This window comes from Pseudodesulfovibrio mercurii, assembly GCF_000189295.2.
In the GTDB taxonomy this organism is placed as follows: Bacteria; Desulfobacterota; Desulfovibrionia; order Desulfovibrionales; family Desulfovibrionaceae; genus Pseudodesulfovibrio; species Pseudodesulfovibrio mercurii.
Genome location: NC_016803.1, coordinates 2,548,507 through 2,564,194, shown reverse-complemented (window position 1 = coordinate 2,564,194; position 15,688 = coordinate 2,548,507). Strand labels below are relative to the sequence as shown.

The 15,688-nt window shown below is 65.9% G+C and carries 16 protein-coding genes; 8 read left to right on the top strand and 8 right to left on the bottom strand.

What is annotated here, in order from left to right:
- Positions 1–231 precede the first annotated feature (231 nt).
- Entirely contained in the window at positions 232–1,575 is a 1,344-nt protein-coding gene (locus DND132_RS11630; RefSeq protein ID WP_014322945.1) for a glutamine synthetase family protein, read from the top strand.
- A 313-nt stretch (positions 1,576–1,888) separates the two neighbouring features.
- Entirely contained in the window at positions 1,889–2,239 is a 351-nt protein-coding gene (locus DND132_RS11625) for a hypothetical protein (RefSeq protein ID WP_041915787.1), read from the top strand.
- 78 nt (positions 2,240–2,317) lie between these two features.
- Here DND132_RS11625 and DND132_RS11620 read toward each other — a convergent pair whose 3' ends face one another.
- The 5 genes from DND132_RS11620 to DND132_RS11600 form a co-directional block, all read right to left on the bottom strand.
- Positions 2,318–2,692 carry a putative zinc-binding protein gene (locus tag DND132_RS11620; protein WP_014322944.1) on the bottom strand — a complete coding sequence of 125 codons (375 nt, stop codon included), beginning with the start codon at positions 2,690–2,692 and terminating at the stop codon, positions 2,318–2,320.
- A gap of 26 nt (positions 2,693–2,718) precedes the next feature.
- Positions 2,719–2,949 carry a thioredoxin family protein gene (locus DND132_RS11615; RefSeq protein WP_014322943.1) on the bottom strand — a complete coding sequence of 77 codons (231 nt, stop codon included), beginning with the start codon at positions 2,947–2,949 and terminating at the stop codon, positions 2,719–2,721.
- A 57-nt stretch (positions 2,950–3,006) separates the two neighbouring features.
- Entirely contained in the window at positions 3,007–4,116 is a 1,110-nt protein-coding gene (locus DND132_RS11610) for a permease (RefSeq protein ID WP_014322942.1), read from the bottom strand.
- Between the two features lie 60 nt (positions 4,117–4,176).
- Positions 4,177–4,479 (bottom strand): ArsR/SmtB family transcription factor, encoded by a 303-nt coding sequence (locus DND132_RS11605; protein WP_014322941.1) that lies wholly within the window; start codon positions 4,477–4,479, stop codon positions 4,177–4,179.
- Between the two features lie 121 nt (positions 4,480–4,600).
- Positions 4,601–5,050 carry a hypothetical protein gene (locus tag DND132_RS11600; RefSeq protein WP_014322940.1) on the bottom strand — a complete coding sequence of 150 codons (450 nt, stop codon included), beginning with the start codon at positions 5,048–5,050 and terminating at the stop codon, positions 4,601–4,603.
- A 184-nt stretch (positions 5,051–5,234) separates the two neighbouring features.
- Between DND132_RS11600 and DND132_RS11595 the strand changes: the two genes are divergently transcribed.
- The 3 genes from DND132_RS11595 (at position 5,235) to DND132_RS11585 (ending at position 7,182) form a co-directional block, all read left to right on the top strand.
- Positions 5,235–5,666 (top strand): MOSC domain-containing protein, encoded by a 432-nt coding sequence (locus DND132_RS11595; RefSeq protein WP_014322939.1) that lies wholly within the window; start codon positions 5,235–5,237, stop codon positions 5,664–5,666.
- A gap of 74 nt (positions 5,667–5,740) precedes the next feature.
- Complete coding sequence (locus DND132_RS11590) at positions 5,741–6,199, top strand: NfeD family protein (protein WP_014322938.1); 459 nt, start codon at positions 5,741–5,743, stop codon at positions 6,197–6,199.
- Between the two features lie 2 nt (positions 6,200–6,201).
- On the top strand, positions 6,202–7,182 hold the full coding sequence (locus tag DND132_RS11585; protein WP_014322937.1) for an SPFH domain-containing protein: 981 nt from the start codon (positions 6,202–6,204) through the stop codon (positions 7,180–7,182).
- A gap of 83 nt (positions 7,183–7,265) precedes the next feature.
- On the opposite strand, the gene DND132_RS11580 is transcribed toward DND132_RS11585, so the two are convergent.
- On the bottom strand, positions 7,266–8,297 hold the full coding sequence (locus DND132_RS11580) for a MerR family transcriptional regulator (protein WP_014322936.1): 1,032 nt from the start codon (positions 8,295–8,297) through the stop codon (positions 7,266–7,268).
- Between the two features lie 361 nt (positions 8,298–8,658).
- Positions 8,659–9,207 (bottom strand): hypothetical protein, encoded by a 549-nt coding sequence (locus DND132_RS11570; protein ID WP_014322934.1) that lies wholly within the window; start codon positions 9,205–9,207, stop codon positions 8,659–8,661.
- Positions 9,208–9,371: 164 nt separating this feature from the next.
- Here DND132_RS11570 and DND132_RS11565 point away from each other — a divergent pair, with 164 nt between their 5' ends.
- Positions 9,372–10,334, top strand: coding sequence for a sensor histidine kinase (locus DND132_RS11565; RefSeq protein WP_014322933.1), 963 nt, complete (start codon positions 9,372–9,374; stop codon positions 10,332–10,334).
- Positions 10,335–10,402: 68 nt separating this feature from the next.
- On the opposite strand, the gene DND132_RS11560 is transcribed toward DND132_RS11565, so the two are convergent.
- Positions 10,403–12,328 (bottom strand): methyl-accepting chemotaxis protein, encoded by a 1,926-nt coding sequence (locus tag DND132_RS11560; protein ID WP_014322932.1) that lies wholly within the window; start codon positions 12,326–12,328, stop codon positions 10,403–10,405.
- 236 nt (positions 12,329–12,564) lie between these two features.
- On the opposite strand from DND132_RS11560, the gene DND132_RS11555 reads away from it, so the two are divergent.
- A complete protein-coding gene (locus tag DND132_RS11555) occupies positions 12,565–14,100 on the top strand; it encodes a YifB family Mg chelatase-like AAA ATPase (protein WP_014322931.1) in 1,536 nt (511 codons plus the stop codon).
- Between the two features lie 773 nt (positions 14,101–14,873).
- Positions 14,874–15,644 (top strand): aminotransferase class IV, encoded by a 771-nt coding sequence (locus DND132_RS11550; protein ID WP_014322930.1) that lies wholly within the window; start codon positions 14,874–14,876, stop codon positions 15,642–15,644.
- Positions 15,645–15,688: the final 44 nt, after the last annotated feature.

Genomic DNA, 15,688 nt, shown 5'->3' with positions numbered 1-15,688 from the left:
TGCGGCACGAACCGAGCCCGCACCCCGCCCCGTTTTCGTCATTTTTCGGCGAAAATCCGCCTTCTCGCGTGTCCGTAACAAATTTCGGGACATTTCTGTTGCTCCCGCCCCGCAAAAACGGGTAAACCTCTGGACATATCATCCCGCACAACACCGGCATGGCCGATCCGGCCCGGGGCCGCCCTGGAACGTGCGGCCCATTGCTCCAACATCCCAACCGGAGGAGTTTGCATGAGTATCCCTGTTTTCAACTGCAAGAACGCGGACGACGTGATGAAGGCCGTCAAGGACTATGACGTCAGCTTCATCCAGTACTGGTTCGTGGACATCCTCGGCACCCTGAAAAGCTTCCAGATCACGCCCAACGAACTCGAGGCCTCCTTCGAGGAGGGCATGGGCTTCGACGGCTCGTCCATCCTCGGTTTCTGCCGCATCGACGAGTCCGACATGGTCGCCATGCCCGATCCGACCACCTTCCAGATCTGCTCCTGGCGGCCCGCCGAGCGGCCCGTGGCCCGCATGTTCTGCGACGTGGTCAACCCTGACGGCTCCCCGTTCGAGGCCGACTCCCGCTACGTGCTCAAGAAGGTCATGGCCCAGGCCGCCGAGAAGGGCTACACCTTCTACGTGGGCCCGGAGCTCGAATTCTTCCTCTTCGCCGACGACCAGGACACCGAGACCCTGGACTCGGGCGGCTACTTCGACGCCCCGCCCCTGGACCTCGGCAACAACATCCGCCGCGACATCATCTTCGCCCTGGGCGCCATGGGCATCCAGGTGGAATACTCCCACCACGAGGTGGCCCCGTCCCAGCATGAGATCGACCTGCGCTACCAGGAAGGCATGAAGATGGCCGACACGGCCATGACCTACCGGGTGGTGGTCAAGGAGACCGCGCGCAAATTCGGCTGCTACGCCACCTTCATGCCCAAGCCCATCTTCGGCGAGAACGGCTCGGGCATGCACGTCCACCAGTCCCTGTTCAAGAACGGCCGCAACGTCTTCTACGACGCCAACGACGAATACCACCTGTCCGCCGAGGGCAAGGCCTATATCGCGGGCATCCTCAAGCACGCCCCGGAGTTCGTCTGCGTGACCAACCAGTGGGTCAACTCCTACAAGCGGCTGGTGCCCGGCTACGAGGCCCCGGTGTACATCGCCTGGGCGCGGCGCAACCGCTCGGCCCTGGTCCGCGTGCCCATGTACAAGCCCGGCAAGGAGAACGCCACCCGCATGGAGCTGCGCTGCCCGGACCCGGCGGCCAACCCGTACCTGGCCTTCGCCGTGCAGCTTGCCTCGGGCCTCAGGGGCATCGAGGAGAACTACGTCCTGGCCGACCCGGTGGAAGAGGACATCTTCGCCATGAACGACCGGCAGCTCAAGCGCAACCGGATCAAGGCGCTGCCCGGCTCCCTGTACGAGGCGGCCATGAACCTGCAGAAATCCACCTTCATGAAGGAGATTCTGGGCGAGCACCTGCACACCGCCCTGGTCGAGAACAAGATCGCCGAGTGGGACGAATACCGCACCCAGGTCACCGAATACGAATTGGACAAGTACCTCCCTGTTTTGTAGGGGCGCGCAAGCAACAATGAAAAAAAGGGGCCGCTGCTGACGCAGTGGCCCCTTTTTTTCATTGTTGCTTGCGCGCAGGGGGGCGGCTTCCGATAGCGGGGGAGAGAGCCGCTGCCCGGGGGAAAAGACCTGTGGACCGGAAAAAATTGCAAAAAATGCCCAAAGACGGGGTGCAGCTCAACCCCTATAATCCCGATAAATACTGGTTCGAATGATGAAGAAAATAAGTTTGCTGGTAATAGGATTTCTGGTTGCCTTATGACTTGGAGGGAAAATCAATGCAGCCTTCTTTTCCCCCGACCTGGGGCTTGCCTTGTTGAGCAACCGGAGTTCACAGGCGATCACTTCCGCCACGATATCCGTTTGCGGGCAATCCTACGTGCTCTCCGGTATCCCGAAAGGGGAGTTCGCCGCGATCCGCTACGTTGTGACCCGTGATTCGCATTACGACGTCCTTGTCACCCTTCAATCGGGGAAAACACTGAAGAGCGAGATCGGATATGTTACCAACGGGTCCAATTTCGTGGATGTCATTCAGGTCACGGATGCCAAGATCACTCATATGAGCCGGGAGGTTCCCGCCATCCAACGAACGGTCCAGGAGGCCCGTGAACGCACACGGGCCTCCTTTTTCCATGGCGCGGCGGTGATCCGGGCATGTTAACCGCACCGTACAACACGGCCCGTAAAAAAAGCCCCCCGCAACCGGCGTCGCGGGGGGCTTTGCGTTGCTGGGGCCGGGCTACTTCGAGAGCGCCCCGGTCACGGCCCGCATCACGGTCTGGATGTTTTCCGGGGTGGCCGGAGACTGGCCCTTGGCCAGGCCGAGGTCGGACAGCTGGATGTGTTCGAACTCCGTGAAGCCCGCCTCCTCCAGGGTCTTGCGGGCGCAGTTCAGGGGGCAGCCGTCGATGGCCACCACCTTGTCCGCCGCCTCGGTGGACTTGACGATGCCGGACACCTTGCCGCCGATGCCGGCCAGGCAGAACACCTTGGCCGTGCCCTCGCGCGACACGGCGCGGGCGGCCTGGTCCGCCACCTCGCCGACGTCCGCCGCGCCGGAGCAGGAAAACACGAATTTCGGGGCCGCCTGACAGGAACAAGCGCAATCGGACATGATGGATTTCCTCCTCGCTTCCGCCGTTACTTCAGCCAGCCGAGCACGTCTTTCTTGGACGGGGCCTTGCCCACGACCTTGACCTCGCCGTCGATGACCACGGCCGGGGTGGAGAAGATGCCGTACTTGGCGATTTCCTGGAAATCCTTGACCTTTTCGATGTCCGCTTCGACGCCCGCTTCGGCCACGGCCTCGCGCACGGTCTTTTCGGTCTGTTCACACTTGGGGCAGCCGGGGCCCATGACCAGAATCTTCATGATATACTCCTGTGATGTTGGTTGGATGATCGCTTGAATGATCGCCTGGGTGATCGCCTAAATGATCGCGTTGAAAAGATAGCCGACGATGAGGATGCCGCAGCCGACCACGCCGATGAAGGCGGCGATGAGCCTCGGCTTGAGGACCTTGCGCAGGATGACCATCTCCGGGAAGGACAGGGCGATGACGGACATCATGAAGGCCAGCGTGGTGCCCAGCGCCGCGCCCTTGCCGAGCAGGGCCTCGACCACCGGGATGACGCCCGCCGCGTTGGTGTACATGGGGATGCCGAGCAGCACGGACAGGGGCACGGACCACCAGGCCTGGCTACCCATGATCCCGGCCAGCTGCCCTTCGGGCACGTAGCCGTGGATGGCCGCGCCCACGGCGATGCCGAGGATCACGTACTTCCAGACCCGGCCCACGATGTCGCGCACGGAATCGAGGGCGTAGGCGAAGCGGTCCTTCCAGGTCATGTTCGGCTCGTCCGCGGCCGCGCCCGCGCGGATCTCGCGGACCCAGTCCTCCACGTAGGGTTCGAGCCGCATGCGGCCCATGACCCAGCCCGCCACGATGGCGATGGAGATGCCCGTGGCGAAATACAGGGCCGCCACCTTCCAGCCGAGCAGGCCGTAGAGCAGGACCAACGCGATCTCGTTGACCATGGGCGCGGCGATGAGGAAGGAGAAAGTCACGCCCAGGGGGATGCCCGCGGTCATGAACCCGATGAACAGGGGCACGGCCGAGCAGGAACAGAACGGCGTGACCACGCCGAGCAGCGCGGCCAGGACGTTGCCCGCGGACTCGCGCTTCCCGGCCAGGAAGGCCCGGGTCCAGTTGACGGTCACGAAGGAGCGCAGGATGCCCACGCCGTAGACCACCAGCAGCAGGAGCATGAGCACCTTGGGCGTGTCGTAGACGAAGAACTGCACGGCCGAGCCCAGGTGGCTGGCCGGGTCGAGCCCGAGCAGCCCGTAGGCGAACCAGTCGGCAAAGGGCAGCAGCTGTTTGTAGAGAAGATACCACGCGGCCACGGCCAGGACCTGCAACAGCAGGATGCGCCACACTCCGGTCTTGCCCTTGGCGTCATGGGCGTCGTTGGCGTCTTGGGCCGCCTTGGGCGCGCCGCTCTGGCAGGCGCAGGAAACGTTGTTCTGTTCGGACATGATTACCTCGTTTGGCTGTTTCGCCAAGTGTTGTTCCAAAAAAAATCGGCCCGTTTCACCCTACTTCCCCCCCGCCTCCAGCACGGACTCGATGCAGTGGAAGAAGTTGACCACGCAGGGCACGCGCAGCCGGTAGTAGATCTGCTTGCCGCGCCGCTCGTCCTCGACGATGCCCGCCTTCTTGAGCACGGACAGGTGCTTGGACACGGTGGACATGTCCGCCCCGACCAGCTCGCGCAGGTCGCAGACGCACCGCTCGCCGCGCGACAGCTCGTCGATCATCATCAGTCTCGACGAATGGGCCATGGCCTTGACCACCCTGGCCCGCGCCTCGAAGCGGTTGGCCGTCACGATTTCCTGCATCACCTGTTCCTCCGTGGTCTACGTTTGGCAATATAGCCAAATGTTCGGCCAAGTCAAGGGCGCGACCCGAGGTGCGGCAAAAAAAAACGCGGATTTGGTCGCGGAGGCCGGAACGCGGCGATCAGTCGCGCGGTTGGATGGACGCCTTGCCGTGGCTGTAGTTCAGCCGGTAGGGCTCGTTGCGGATGACGTGGTCCAGGGCGGCGTTCATGGGCGTGAGGCTGGTGATGGCCCCGCCGTTGGTGGTCACGGTGACGAAGACCTTCTGGCCGGGCTTGGGATTGAAGTAGACCATGCCCTCGGCCCGTTTCTGCCAGCCGCTCTCCAGGGTCTTGCACCCGCCGATGAAATTCTTGGGTACGTAGGGCGTGATGGCGTAGTCGGTCTTGAAGGTCACGTTCTTGAGGGTGCCGTCGGCGTTGTTGGCCATGATCTGGACCTTGACCACCGTGGCGATGGCCTTGATCTCGGACTCGTGGGCCATGATGGACAAATAGTCCGGGTCCTGGGCCCGCGCGGGCAGAACCAGGGCCAGGAGCAGGAGTATCGAAAGAAGGATGCGGATTTTCATGGGTATTCGGGGTTCCGTGAATCGGCGCCGGAAACGGATGCACCCTAGCCCAGATGGCCGACCGGCGCAACAATGTGCAAGCGGAACCGTGCAAAAATGCGGGCAAGGCGATCCGGGCTTGCCATTTCCGGACGTGGGAGTAAATCTATACCTCAACAGTCTGGAATACAACCACGGAGGCGACATGGGAACGGTACTGGCGGTCAACATCAGCGACCGCAAGGGCGAGAGGAAGCATGAAGTTCAGGCCATCACCCTGATCGAGGACCACGGCGTGGAGCACGACGCCCACGGCGGCAGCGAGCGGCAGGTCAGCCTGCTGGCCTTCGAACGCATTGAGGACATGCGCGCGGCCCTGGCCTCGCTCAAGGCGGGCGACTTCGCGGAGAACATCACCACCACGGGCCTGGCCGCGTCCGAGCTCGCGCCGGGCATGCGCCTGGCCGTGGGCGGGACCCTGCTCGAGATCACCCAGATCGGCAAGACCTGCCACAAGGGGTGCGCCATCCGCGAACAGGTGGGCCACTGCATCATGCCCCTGGAGGGCGTGTTCGGCCGGGTGATCCGGGGCGGGACCGTCAAAAGGGGCGACCGCATCGAGGTCCTGGCCCCGTAGTTCCAGGCCAAGGCCGGTCCGTATCGACAAGCCGCGCCGAATCCGCTACTTTTCATGGTGACCCGGGAGGTCCCATGGAATATTTCGCCTCGGCGCAAAACATACAGTGGCTCGTCTGGCTGGGCGTGGGCGTGTTCTTCGTCATCGCCGAACTGGTGGTGCCCGCCTTCATCGTCATCTTCTTCGGCCTGGGCGCGTTCATCGCCGGGGCCACGGCCTTTTTCGGGGCCTCGGTCCAGGTCCAGCTGGTGGTCTTCGGCCTCTCCTCCATCATCCTCATCCTCCTGCTGCGCAAGGTAATGGCCAAGACCTTTTCCGGCGAAAAGGCCGAGGACGAGCCGGAACCCAACGTGGTCGGCTCCCTGGCCGAGGTGGTCGAGGCCATCCGCCCGCCCCAGTCCGGCCGGATTAAGTTCCAGGGGTCCTTCTGGAACGCCCGGAGCGGCCGGGCCGTGGAGCCGGGCTCCGTGGTCCGCATCGTCAAGCGTGACGAAAACGACGTGAACACCTTCGTGGTGGAAAAGGAGCAATAGCTATGGATCCCGCAACCATGACCTCCCTGATCACGGCCCTGGTCTTCGTCCTGCTGGTGGTCGTCCTGATCATCAAGACCGCCGTGGTCGTGCCCCAGAAAAGCCAGTTCGTGGTCGAACGGCTCGGCAAGTACGCCAAGACCATCGGCGCGGGCCTGCACATCCTCATCCCGTTCATCGACCGCATCGCCTACAAGCGCTCCCTCAAGGAGGAGGTCATGGACGTCCCGGCCCAGACCTGCATCACCCGCGACAACGTGTCCGTGACCATCGACGGCGTGCTCTACATCCGGGTCATCGACGCCAAGATGTCCGCCTACGGCATCGAGAACTACTACATCGCCGCCTCCCAGCTGGCCCAGACCTCCCTGCGCTCGGCCATCGGCAAGATCGACCTGGACAAGACCTTCGAGGAGCGCGAGTCCATCAACGCCTCGGTGGTCCAGGCCGTGGACGAGGCCGCCCAGGAATGGGGCATCAAGGTCATGCGCTACGAGATCAAGGACATCACCCCTCCGGGCACGGTCATGGCCGCCATGGAGGCGCAGATGAAGGCCGAACGCGAGAAGCGCGCCGAGATCGCCATCTCCGAGGGCGACCGCCAGTCGCGCATCAACCGCGCCGAGGGCTTGCGCCAGGAGGCCATCCACGTGTCCGAGGGCGAAAAGCAGAAGCGCATCAACGAGGCCGAAGGCCAGGCCCAGGAAATCCTGCTCGTGGCCGAAGCCACCGCCGAAGGCATCCGCAAGGTCGCCGAGGCCGTCAACCTGCCCGGCGGACCCGAGGCCATGAACCTCAAGGTCGCCCAGCAGTACGTCGCCGAGTTCGGCAAGCTGGCCAAGACCAACAACACCATGATCATCCCGGCCGATCTGGCGGGCATGGGCGGCATGGTAGCCGCGGCCACTGAGATCATCGGCACGGCCATGGCCCGGAGCCGGGGCAAGTCCGTGGCCCCGTCCCCGGCGCCCAAGCCGGAATAGCGGCCCACCCTCCGCAGGAAAGCGGCCCCGCCCGGTCATCCGGGCGGGGCCGCTTCTCGTTCCGGGGAGTCCGGAAGCCCGGCTCAGGCCTTGTCCTTCACCTGGCGGAAAAATTCCTGGAGGAACTGGGGCGAGGTCCGGAGGTTGTTGACGTCGAGCCGCTCTAGGAGGACCACCAGGTTGCCGCGCGGGGTGGTGGTGGAAACGAAGTACAGGTCGTGGGTCTCGTTGTCCGGCGCGGTCATGGTGAATATCCAGGCGTCGTCCCGCCGGGTCCAGCGGACCGAGGTCCCGTCGGCCCCGCGCACCAGGATGGCGATGAACCCGGCCAGGGGGAGCCTGCCGGGCACGCCGAGGAATTCACCGTGCTCGTTGCGGATGACGATGGGGGTCGTCAGGAAGGCGTCCGACGGGTGCTCTCCCTCCGGGAAGTCCTCCGGCTCCGCCTCGGCCTCCTGCTCCAGGGCGTAGGAGGCCACGTCGCCCTCGGGGCCGCGCACGTTGACGATGCGGCGCGCCCGCAGGCGCGGTTCGGGCCGGGGCTCGGGCTCCGGCGCGAATTCGGACGCGGGTTCAAACTCGGGCGCGGGTTCGGCGGCCTGGGCGGCGCTTCCCTGCGGCGCGGGCCGGTCCAGGAACCGGGCGAACAGGGCCCTGTTCTCGGCCTCCACCTCCAGGAGCTTTTCCAGGGCGGACTCCACCCGGCGCAGCCGCTGTTCGGCCTTGGCCTGGGCCGTGGCCAGCCCGGCCATGCCCTGCATCATCTGCCCCGCCGTGGTGAAGAACCGCTCCAGGTATTCCTCGGAGACCCCGGCCGTCGTCCCGGTCGGCGCGGGCGCGGCGGACGCGGGGGCGGACGCGCGGCGCTGCCGGGCGGACGGCTCTTCCTTGAAGTGTTCCTTCAAGATCTTGTGAGTCTCGTTGACGGACAGCCCCTTGGCGAAGCAGTCGCGGATCTTCAGGCAGACCTCGCCCGCCTCGGGCCGGAAGCGGATGGGCTTGCCCCGGGTCAGGACCGGGATGAAACCGGGAAACTTGCGGCGGTAGCTCTTGATGGTCGTCTCGGAGACGCCGCAGAGCACGGCCAAATCCTTATGCGTATAAGTATCTGCCATGGTAGCTGTTCATCCTCGGGGTTGTGGAGGCGGTACCGCGGGTGGCCAGGGCCAGCCGCCGGGGCCGGGTCCGGAACCGGGCGTCCCAGACGCAGGACACCGCCTTCGGGCGTGTGATTTTCATGGGGGTGAGCGGGTTCGTTTTGCCAAGCCTGACAACCACTTTGCGGGGCGCGGAGCCAAACGCGAGTCGGATCACCTGTCCTCCTGGTGTGAGAATCGTCACCAATCGTCACCCTTGTAAAACAAGGAAAATCAAGGAACGGAACTTATCGATATATTATCTTGAGAATCTCTAGACGTCAAGAAGGGAAGGCGATTTTTCCACGCCTTCGCGGGTTCGGAGCGCCCGGCGCGCGAGCTATTTGACGAGGAAATCGATGTTGGCCACTTCGCCCTTGTCGACCTCGGTCAGGACCTGGTCCAGCCGGTCGTCCAGGACGTAGAAGGCATAGGTGCCGGGCTTGTCGCTGCCCAGATAGAAGTTGGCTTCCTCGAAGGCCCACTCCTTGCCCTGCCGGTTGGTGATGGTGAAGGTGTGCGGGTCCTGGAAGACGATGGACTGCCAGTTCATCAGGTCGCGGAAGCGGGTCAGGCTGACCACCGTGGAGGAGCGGCCGTTAAGCTTGCCGGTGACGTAGACCCAGTAATCGCCGCCCAGCTTCTGCAGGGCGTCGATCTTGAGGGTGCTCCCGTTCCTGAGCTGCACCTGGCCCAGCGGGCCTTCCGGGATGACCTCCTGGATGGCGCGAGTGGTGGATGCGGCGGCCTGGTCCCCGTCGGCGGGGGTCGCCTGGGCGGCGGCCTGGTCCGGGACGGGCTGTTGCGCGGCCTCGTCCTTGGCGGAGCAGGCGGTCAGGCATGTCGCGAACAGCAGGGCGAGCGTCAGGGCGAGCAATCGGATGCGCATGTGTCCTCCATGGGTGTCTTTGCCGCTTGGTTCTAGCAGGGAACGGGCCGGGAATCCAGGGTTGTCTTCGCCCCGGCCCGGCTCCCGCCGGGTCCGGCGGTGCCGCGTCGCAAGGCTGTTATACATGGCTGTCGCTTTATTTCGTGTTGTGCTACGGAGGGCGCATGATCGAAAAAAGGCACATAGGGGAAACGGCCGTCTATGCGGCGGTCCTGATGGCGGGTATCTGGCTGTTCGTGCGGCTGGACGCCTACGAGGCCTTTCACCGGTGGAGCCGGGCGCGGGAGGGCTGGGAGCTGGACGAGCTGGCCCTGATCCTGCCCGCGGTCCTGGTCTGCCTGGTGCTCTTCTCCTTCAACCGGACCCGCGAGCTACGCAAACGGGCCCGGCTGCTGGAGGAGTCCCGCCGGGAACTGGCCAAGGCCCACGAGAGCCTGCGCAGCCTGAACCAATCCAGGGAGGCCTTCCTGACCACCGCCTGCCACGAACTGAAGAGTCCCCTCATCGGCATCGTCAACGCCTTCGAGCTGTTGCGCATGACCGAGGACCAGGGCGAACGCGAAGAGCTCATCCAACTGGCCGGGGTGGCGGCCCGCAAGCTGGGCATCCTGGTGGACGGCGTGCTCGAATTTTCCCGCCAGGAATCCATGGCGCCGGCCCCGACCGTCTTTTCCCCGGCCGAGCTGCTCGCCTCGGTCCGGGACATGTCCCTGCTCCAGGTGCGCAGCCGGGGGCTCGCCCTGACCACCGAAACGGCCGACGGCACGCCCCCCCTGGTGCGCGGCGGCGAAAGCGTCCTGCGCCTGGTGGCCCTGAACCTGGTGGGCAACGCCGTGCGCTACACCGACCGGGGCGGCATCCGGGTGGAACTCGGCTCCCGGGACAATCCCGCCGAGGCGCTGGTCCTGACCGTGTCGGACACGGGCCGGGGCATCCGGGCCGAAGACCTCGCGACCATCTTCGACCCCTTCTCCACGACCGCGGGCGGACCGGGCCTGGGCATCGGCCTATCCATCGTCAAGCGGTTGATGGAACGCTGCCGAGGGACCATCGAGGTGGACAGCGCGCCGGGCCGGGGAGCCCGCTTCACGGTCCAACTCCCGGTGGAGGTCGTGGACGCCCCCTGACCGGCGGCCCGTCGAAAACGCGAAACGGCCCCCCGCGCATCCCTTTGCGCGGTGCGTCGCGGGCGGCATCAGTACCGTTTCAGGCCGTCCCCGCCGTCCTCGTCGCCCAGCTTGAAGTGGCCGATGGCCTCGTGCAGGCTCCGGGAGCTGTCGGACAGGGCGGCGGCCGTGGCCGCGACCTCCTCGGAGGTGGAGGCGTTCTGCTGGACCACGGTCTCGGAGTCCTGGATGGCCCGGGCCACCTGCTCGATGCCCTGGCTCTGCTCGGCGGCGGCCGCCGCGATCTCCTGGATCAGTTCGGCCGTGCTCTTGATGTCCGGGACCATGCGCTTGAGCAGTTCCCCGGCCTCCTCGGCCACGGCCACGCTGCTCGAGGAAAGCTCGCTGATGCCCGCCGCCGCCGTGCCGCTGCGCTCGGCCAGCTTGCGCACCTCGGCCGCAACCACGGCGAACCCCTTGCCCGCCTCCCCGGCCCTGGCCGCCTCGATGGCCGCGTTCAGGGCCAGCAGATTGGTCTGGCGGGCGATCTCCTCGATGATCCCGATCTCGTCCGCGATCTTCTTCATGGCCTCCACGGTGCGGGCCACGGCCTGGCCCCCGGTCTCGGCGTCGTTGGACGCCTTGGTCGCGGTGGTCTCGGTCTTGGCCGCGATGTCCGCGGTCTGGCGGATGGAGCCCGACATCTCCTCCAGGCTGGCCGCGATCTCCTCGATCCCGGCGGCCTGCCGGTTGGCCCCCTGGGACAGGCTGTCGCTGGCCTGGGAGAGCTCGCCGCACCCCTCGGCCACCTCGCGCGAGATGTCGCGGATGTTGCCGATGGTGTCGGCCAGGTGGGCGTTCATGTCGCACATGCCCTCCAGGATGATGCCCATCTCGTCCGAACGCATCTTGCACGTCCGGCTCTCCAGGTTGCCCTGGGCGATGTCCGAGGCCAGTTCCGCACACTGCTGGATGGGCCGCTTCACGGAATATTCCACCACCCAGAAGATGATCACCAGGGGCACGATTACGACGATGAGCAGCCCGATGCCGACCATCCAGGCCACGGCCGACATCATGGCCTGCTGGCCCGAGATGTCCATGGACAGGAGGATGGCGCCGATGGTGTCCCCCCGGTAGTCCTTGACCGGGAACACGGCCACGCCGTCATGCCCCACGACCTCCACCAGGGACGAGCGCATGCCGCCCTCCAGCAGGGCCGTTGTGGCCAATTCCCGCGCCGTCTCGTTCTTCTGGCCGTAGATGAGCACGAACCTGCCGTCCTTGACCGGGTTCTTGGCCGGGTCCTGCAACTGGGTGGTCACGGGCAGCAGCTTCGCGTCCATGTACAGCAGGGCCCTGATGGTCCCCGAACCCTCCATGGTCTTGAGGATGTTGTCGAACCCGAGCAGGACCTCCACGGACCCGAGATGCGCCCCGTCGGGCCCGGTCACAGGGGCCAGCCCCCGGATGGTGAACCCGCCTCGGCCCGGCTCGATGCCCTGGACCGGCTTGTGGGTCCTGTTCACGTCGATGACCGTGTTGCGGAATCCGGAAAGGTCGTCGGAGATGTCCACCCACTTGCCGTTCTTCCTGGCCTGCTTCTCGCGCCAGGTGCGCAGCAGGCTGCGGGCCGTGGGCAGGTGGAAATGGAGCTGGACGCTCTTGCCCACGCTCTCCTTGTACCCCTTGAGCGTGGGGGCCAGCGACGCGCGCAGCCGCTCCCTGGCCGCCTGAAGCGTGGGGTCGGCCTCGTCGTCCATGTTCCCCCGGTTGGCCTCGGCATAGGCCTCGACCACCTCGGGCATGCGGCTGAACAGCGCGGCCTGCTGCAGGGCGCTCTCGGAAATCTGGGTGATGGACTGCTGCACGTCCTCGATCTTGCCCCGCATGATCAGGGAGACGAAGGAGTTCTCCAGGTCCGCGAACTGGGACCGCAGCATCAGATAGCCGCCGACCAGCATGACCAGGGCCATGCCCAGCAGGGGCAAAAAGAGTTTGGAACGGATACCCATGGGGTGCTCCTTTGCGATGCGATGTTGAAAAGGGAATCACGCCCATCCTGGGTCGCCATGAAAAATCGGGCTATTATTTTTCGGACGCCGGGAAATCCCGGCGCCGCCCGCCCCGCGCAGGGCCGCTCCGTCTCCCCTGCCGCCCCAGCGGGACCGGTGGTTTACAGGCGGATGGATATGCGTGTACACATTTCCCAGGCATCCCGCCCCAACACCTTGTCCCCACGGATGAAATCGTGATCGCCACCATCTCCTGCGCCGCCCTCATGGGCATCGACGCCTTCAAGGTCCAGCTCGAAGTCGACTTCTCCCGGTCCGGCATGCCCGCCTTCACCATGGTCGGACTGGCCGAGGGCGCGGTGCGCGAATCCAAGGAGCGCGTCTTCTCCGCCCTCAAGAACTGCGGCTTCAAGGTCCCGCCCGCCCGGATCACCGTGAACCTCGCCCCGGCCGACGTGCGCAAGGAGGGCAGCGGCTACGACCTGCCGCTGGCCATCGGCATCCTCACCGCCATGGGCGTCATCGACCAGCGGGCCGTGGACGGCTGGTTCCTGGCCGGGGAACTGTCCTTAAGCGGCGACCTCAAGTCCGTGCCCGGCGTCCTGCCCCTTGCCCTGGCCGCGCGCAAGGAAGGCGGCCGGGGCATCATCGTGCCCGAACAGAACGGCCGCGAGGGCGCGGTGGCCGGAGACCTCGCCGTCATCGGGGCCGCCGACCTCGGCCGGGTCGTGCGCATGCTCCTGGGCGAAGACACCATCGCCCCGGCCAGCGTGGACATCGACACCCTCTGGAACGAACGGACCACCCATCTCGTCGACTTCGGCGAGGTCAAGGGCCAGGAACACGCCAAGCGGGCCATCGAGATCGCCGCCGCCGGAGGCCACAACCTGCTCTTCATCGGCCCGCCCGGCTCGGGCAAGACCATGCTCGCCAAACGCATCCCCACGGTCCTGCCGCCCCTGTCCTTCGAAGAGGCCCTGGAGGTGACCAAGATCTACTCCGTGGCCGGTCTGCTCCCGGCCGACCGCGCCCTCATGGTCACCCGACCCTTCCGCACCCCGCACCACACCATCTCCGACGTGGGCCTGGTCGGCGGCGGCCGCTACCCCCAGCCCGGCGAGACCTCCCTGGCCCACCGCGGCGTGCTCTTCCTCGACGAAATGCCCGAGTTCAAAAAATCCGTGCTCGAAGTCCTGCGCCAACCCCTCGAAGACGGCGAGGTCTCCATCTCCCGCTCGCTCATGACCCTCAAATACCCGGCCGACGTCATGCTCGTGGCCGCCATGAACCCCTGCCCCTGCGGCTACCTGTCCGACGAAAACCACCCCTGCACCTGCTCCCCGCTGGCCGTCCAACGCTACCGCTCGCGCATCTCCGGCCCCCTCCTCGACCGCATCGACCTGCACGTGGACGTGCCCGCCGTGCCCTACGAAAAACTCCGCCAGACCCGCTCGGAAATGGACTCCGCCACCATGCGCGCCCATATCCTCGCCGCCCGGCGCACCCAGGCCGAACGCTACCAGGGCCGTCACTTCTCCCTCAACGCCGAACTCGACGGCGCCGCCCTCGAAGAATTCTGCGCCCTCGGCGACAACGAGCACCGCTTCCTCCGCCAGGCCGTCGAAACCCTCGGCCTGTCCGCCCGGGCCTACACCCGCGTCCTGCGCATCTCCCGAACCATCGCCGACCTCGCCCAGGCCCGCACCATCGGCCCCGACCACCTCGCCGAAGCCATCAACTACCGCAGCATGGACCGCGAAGGCGCCGGCTAAACCGGGGCTCACGCGGACGAGGATGCGGGGGATGCCTCCGGCGGCCCTACCGGGGGTCGCCTTGATTCGCCCCGTCCTGGGGCTCACCCCTGCGGGGTCGCGCCTTTCCAGGCGCGGTCCAAATCCGCTGTCCTGCGGATTTGTCGGCGGGACCAAAGAACCCTTTGGAAAGGGTTCTCTGGACTCTCCCAACCTTTTTGGGTGCCTTCGGCAGGGGCGTGCGGACGCGCGATGACGTGCGGGGTGAGTGTGGGGAAGACTGTGCTGCTTCGCGGGAGGCCTGGCTGGGCGCGAACCCTTCGGGACGGTTGCCCAACGCCGCTGAGGGGATGGCGGAACGCATCCAAACGGTTTTGCGGCGTTGGTAGAAGGCGGCGAAGCAGTATTTTTAGTGAGCTATTCCCCTCTTAAAAAAGCAACCACGCGATTTCGGGCAGAAAAAACGGCGTGCCCATTCCGGTGAAGCAGCACGCCGTCCCATCCGTTTTTTCTGCCCGAAATCGCACACCGGCACGGCGGAAGGCGTCCCTTGCCGAGCCTTCCGCCGCCGCAGACCGAGCGCAGCGAGGCGATGGGGGTCCAGGGGGCTTTGCTCCCTGGCGGGTGCAGGGCAGCGCCCTGCCCTTCGGAGACGCCGCCCGGCGAGGGTCCTCCCCGAAGGGGCCGCCGGAGGCCTTCCCTGCTCGTCATCCCTCGCCCCCCCACGCCGTGTTGGACTTCGTTTGGCCGGGTGTGTATTCGTGGGTGGGAATGCTGCGAACGTGGGGTGCGCGATGATACATTACAAGGATGGCGGGTACGGTCTGGAGGGGGTCCGGCTGGACCCGGCGGGCGGTGCCTTCCGGTTTGGTGCCGGGTTGTGGGAGACGGTCTATTACAACGGCCGGGAGCTGTGTCATCTGGACCGTCATCTGGACCGGCTGCTGCATGGGCTGCGATCGTACGGCCTGGAGTATGCGACGGTGGATTTCCCGGCCGTGGCCGGGCAGGTGTTGAACCGCAACGGATTGGAGGGTCGGCCCGCGCGGGTGGACATCGTCTATCCGGTGGACGGACGGGCGGCCTCGCCGGTGCTCACGGCCGAGGCGGTGGAGCCCAAGCCGTACAAGGCGTTCCGGCTGTGCGTGTGCGAGGACCGGCATGTCTCGGCCCTGAACGCGGTCCGGACCACCAACGGAATGTTCCGGTTCCTGGCCTTGCGCCAGGCAACGGCCCGGGGGTTCGACGACGCGGCCCTGTTCGATCTGGGCGGCAACGTGCTCGAGGCGGCGGGCGGGGCCCTGGTCTTCGAGAAGCAGGGGCAGTTCGTGTGTGTGGACTCGCCCTATTGCGCGCCGTCCGTGGCCCTGGACCTGGCCCGCACCGTGCTGGATATTTTGCCCGTGCGCGTGCCGTCGGCGGACCTCGAATCCTTCCGGCACGCCTATCTGCTCAACTCGCTCATCGGCATGCGCCCGGTGGTGGCCGTGGGCGAGACCGCCTTCGTGCCCGACGACGCGGCCTGCGACAGGGTCTCGCCCCTGATCCTGGGCGAATCCGCCTAGCCCGCTTGCCTTTTCGGGCGCAATCGCTATTACTGTGGCGGTCC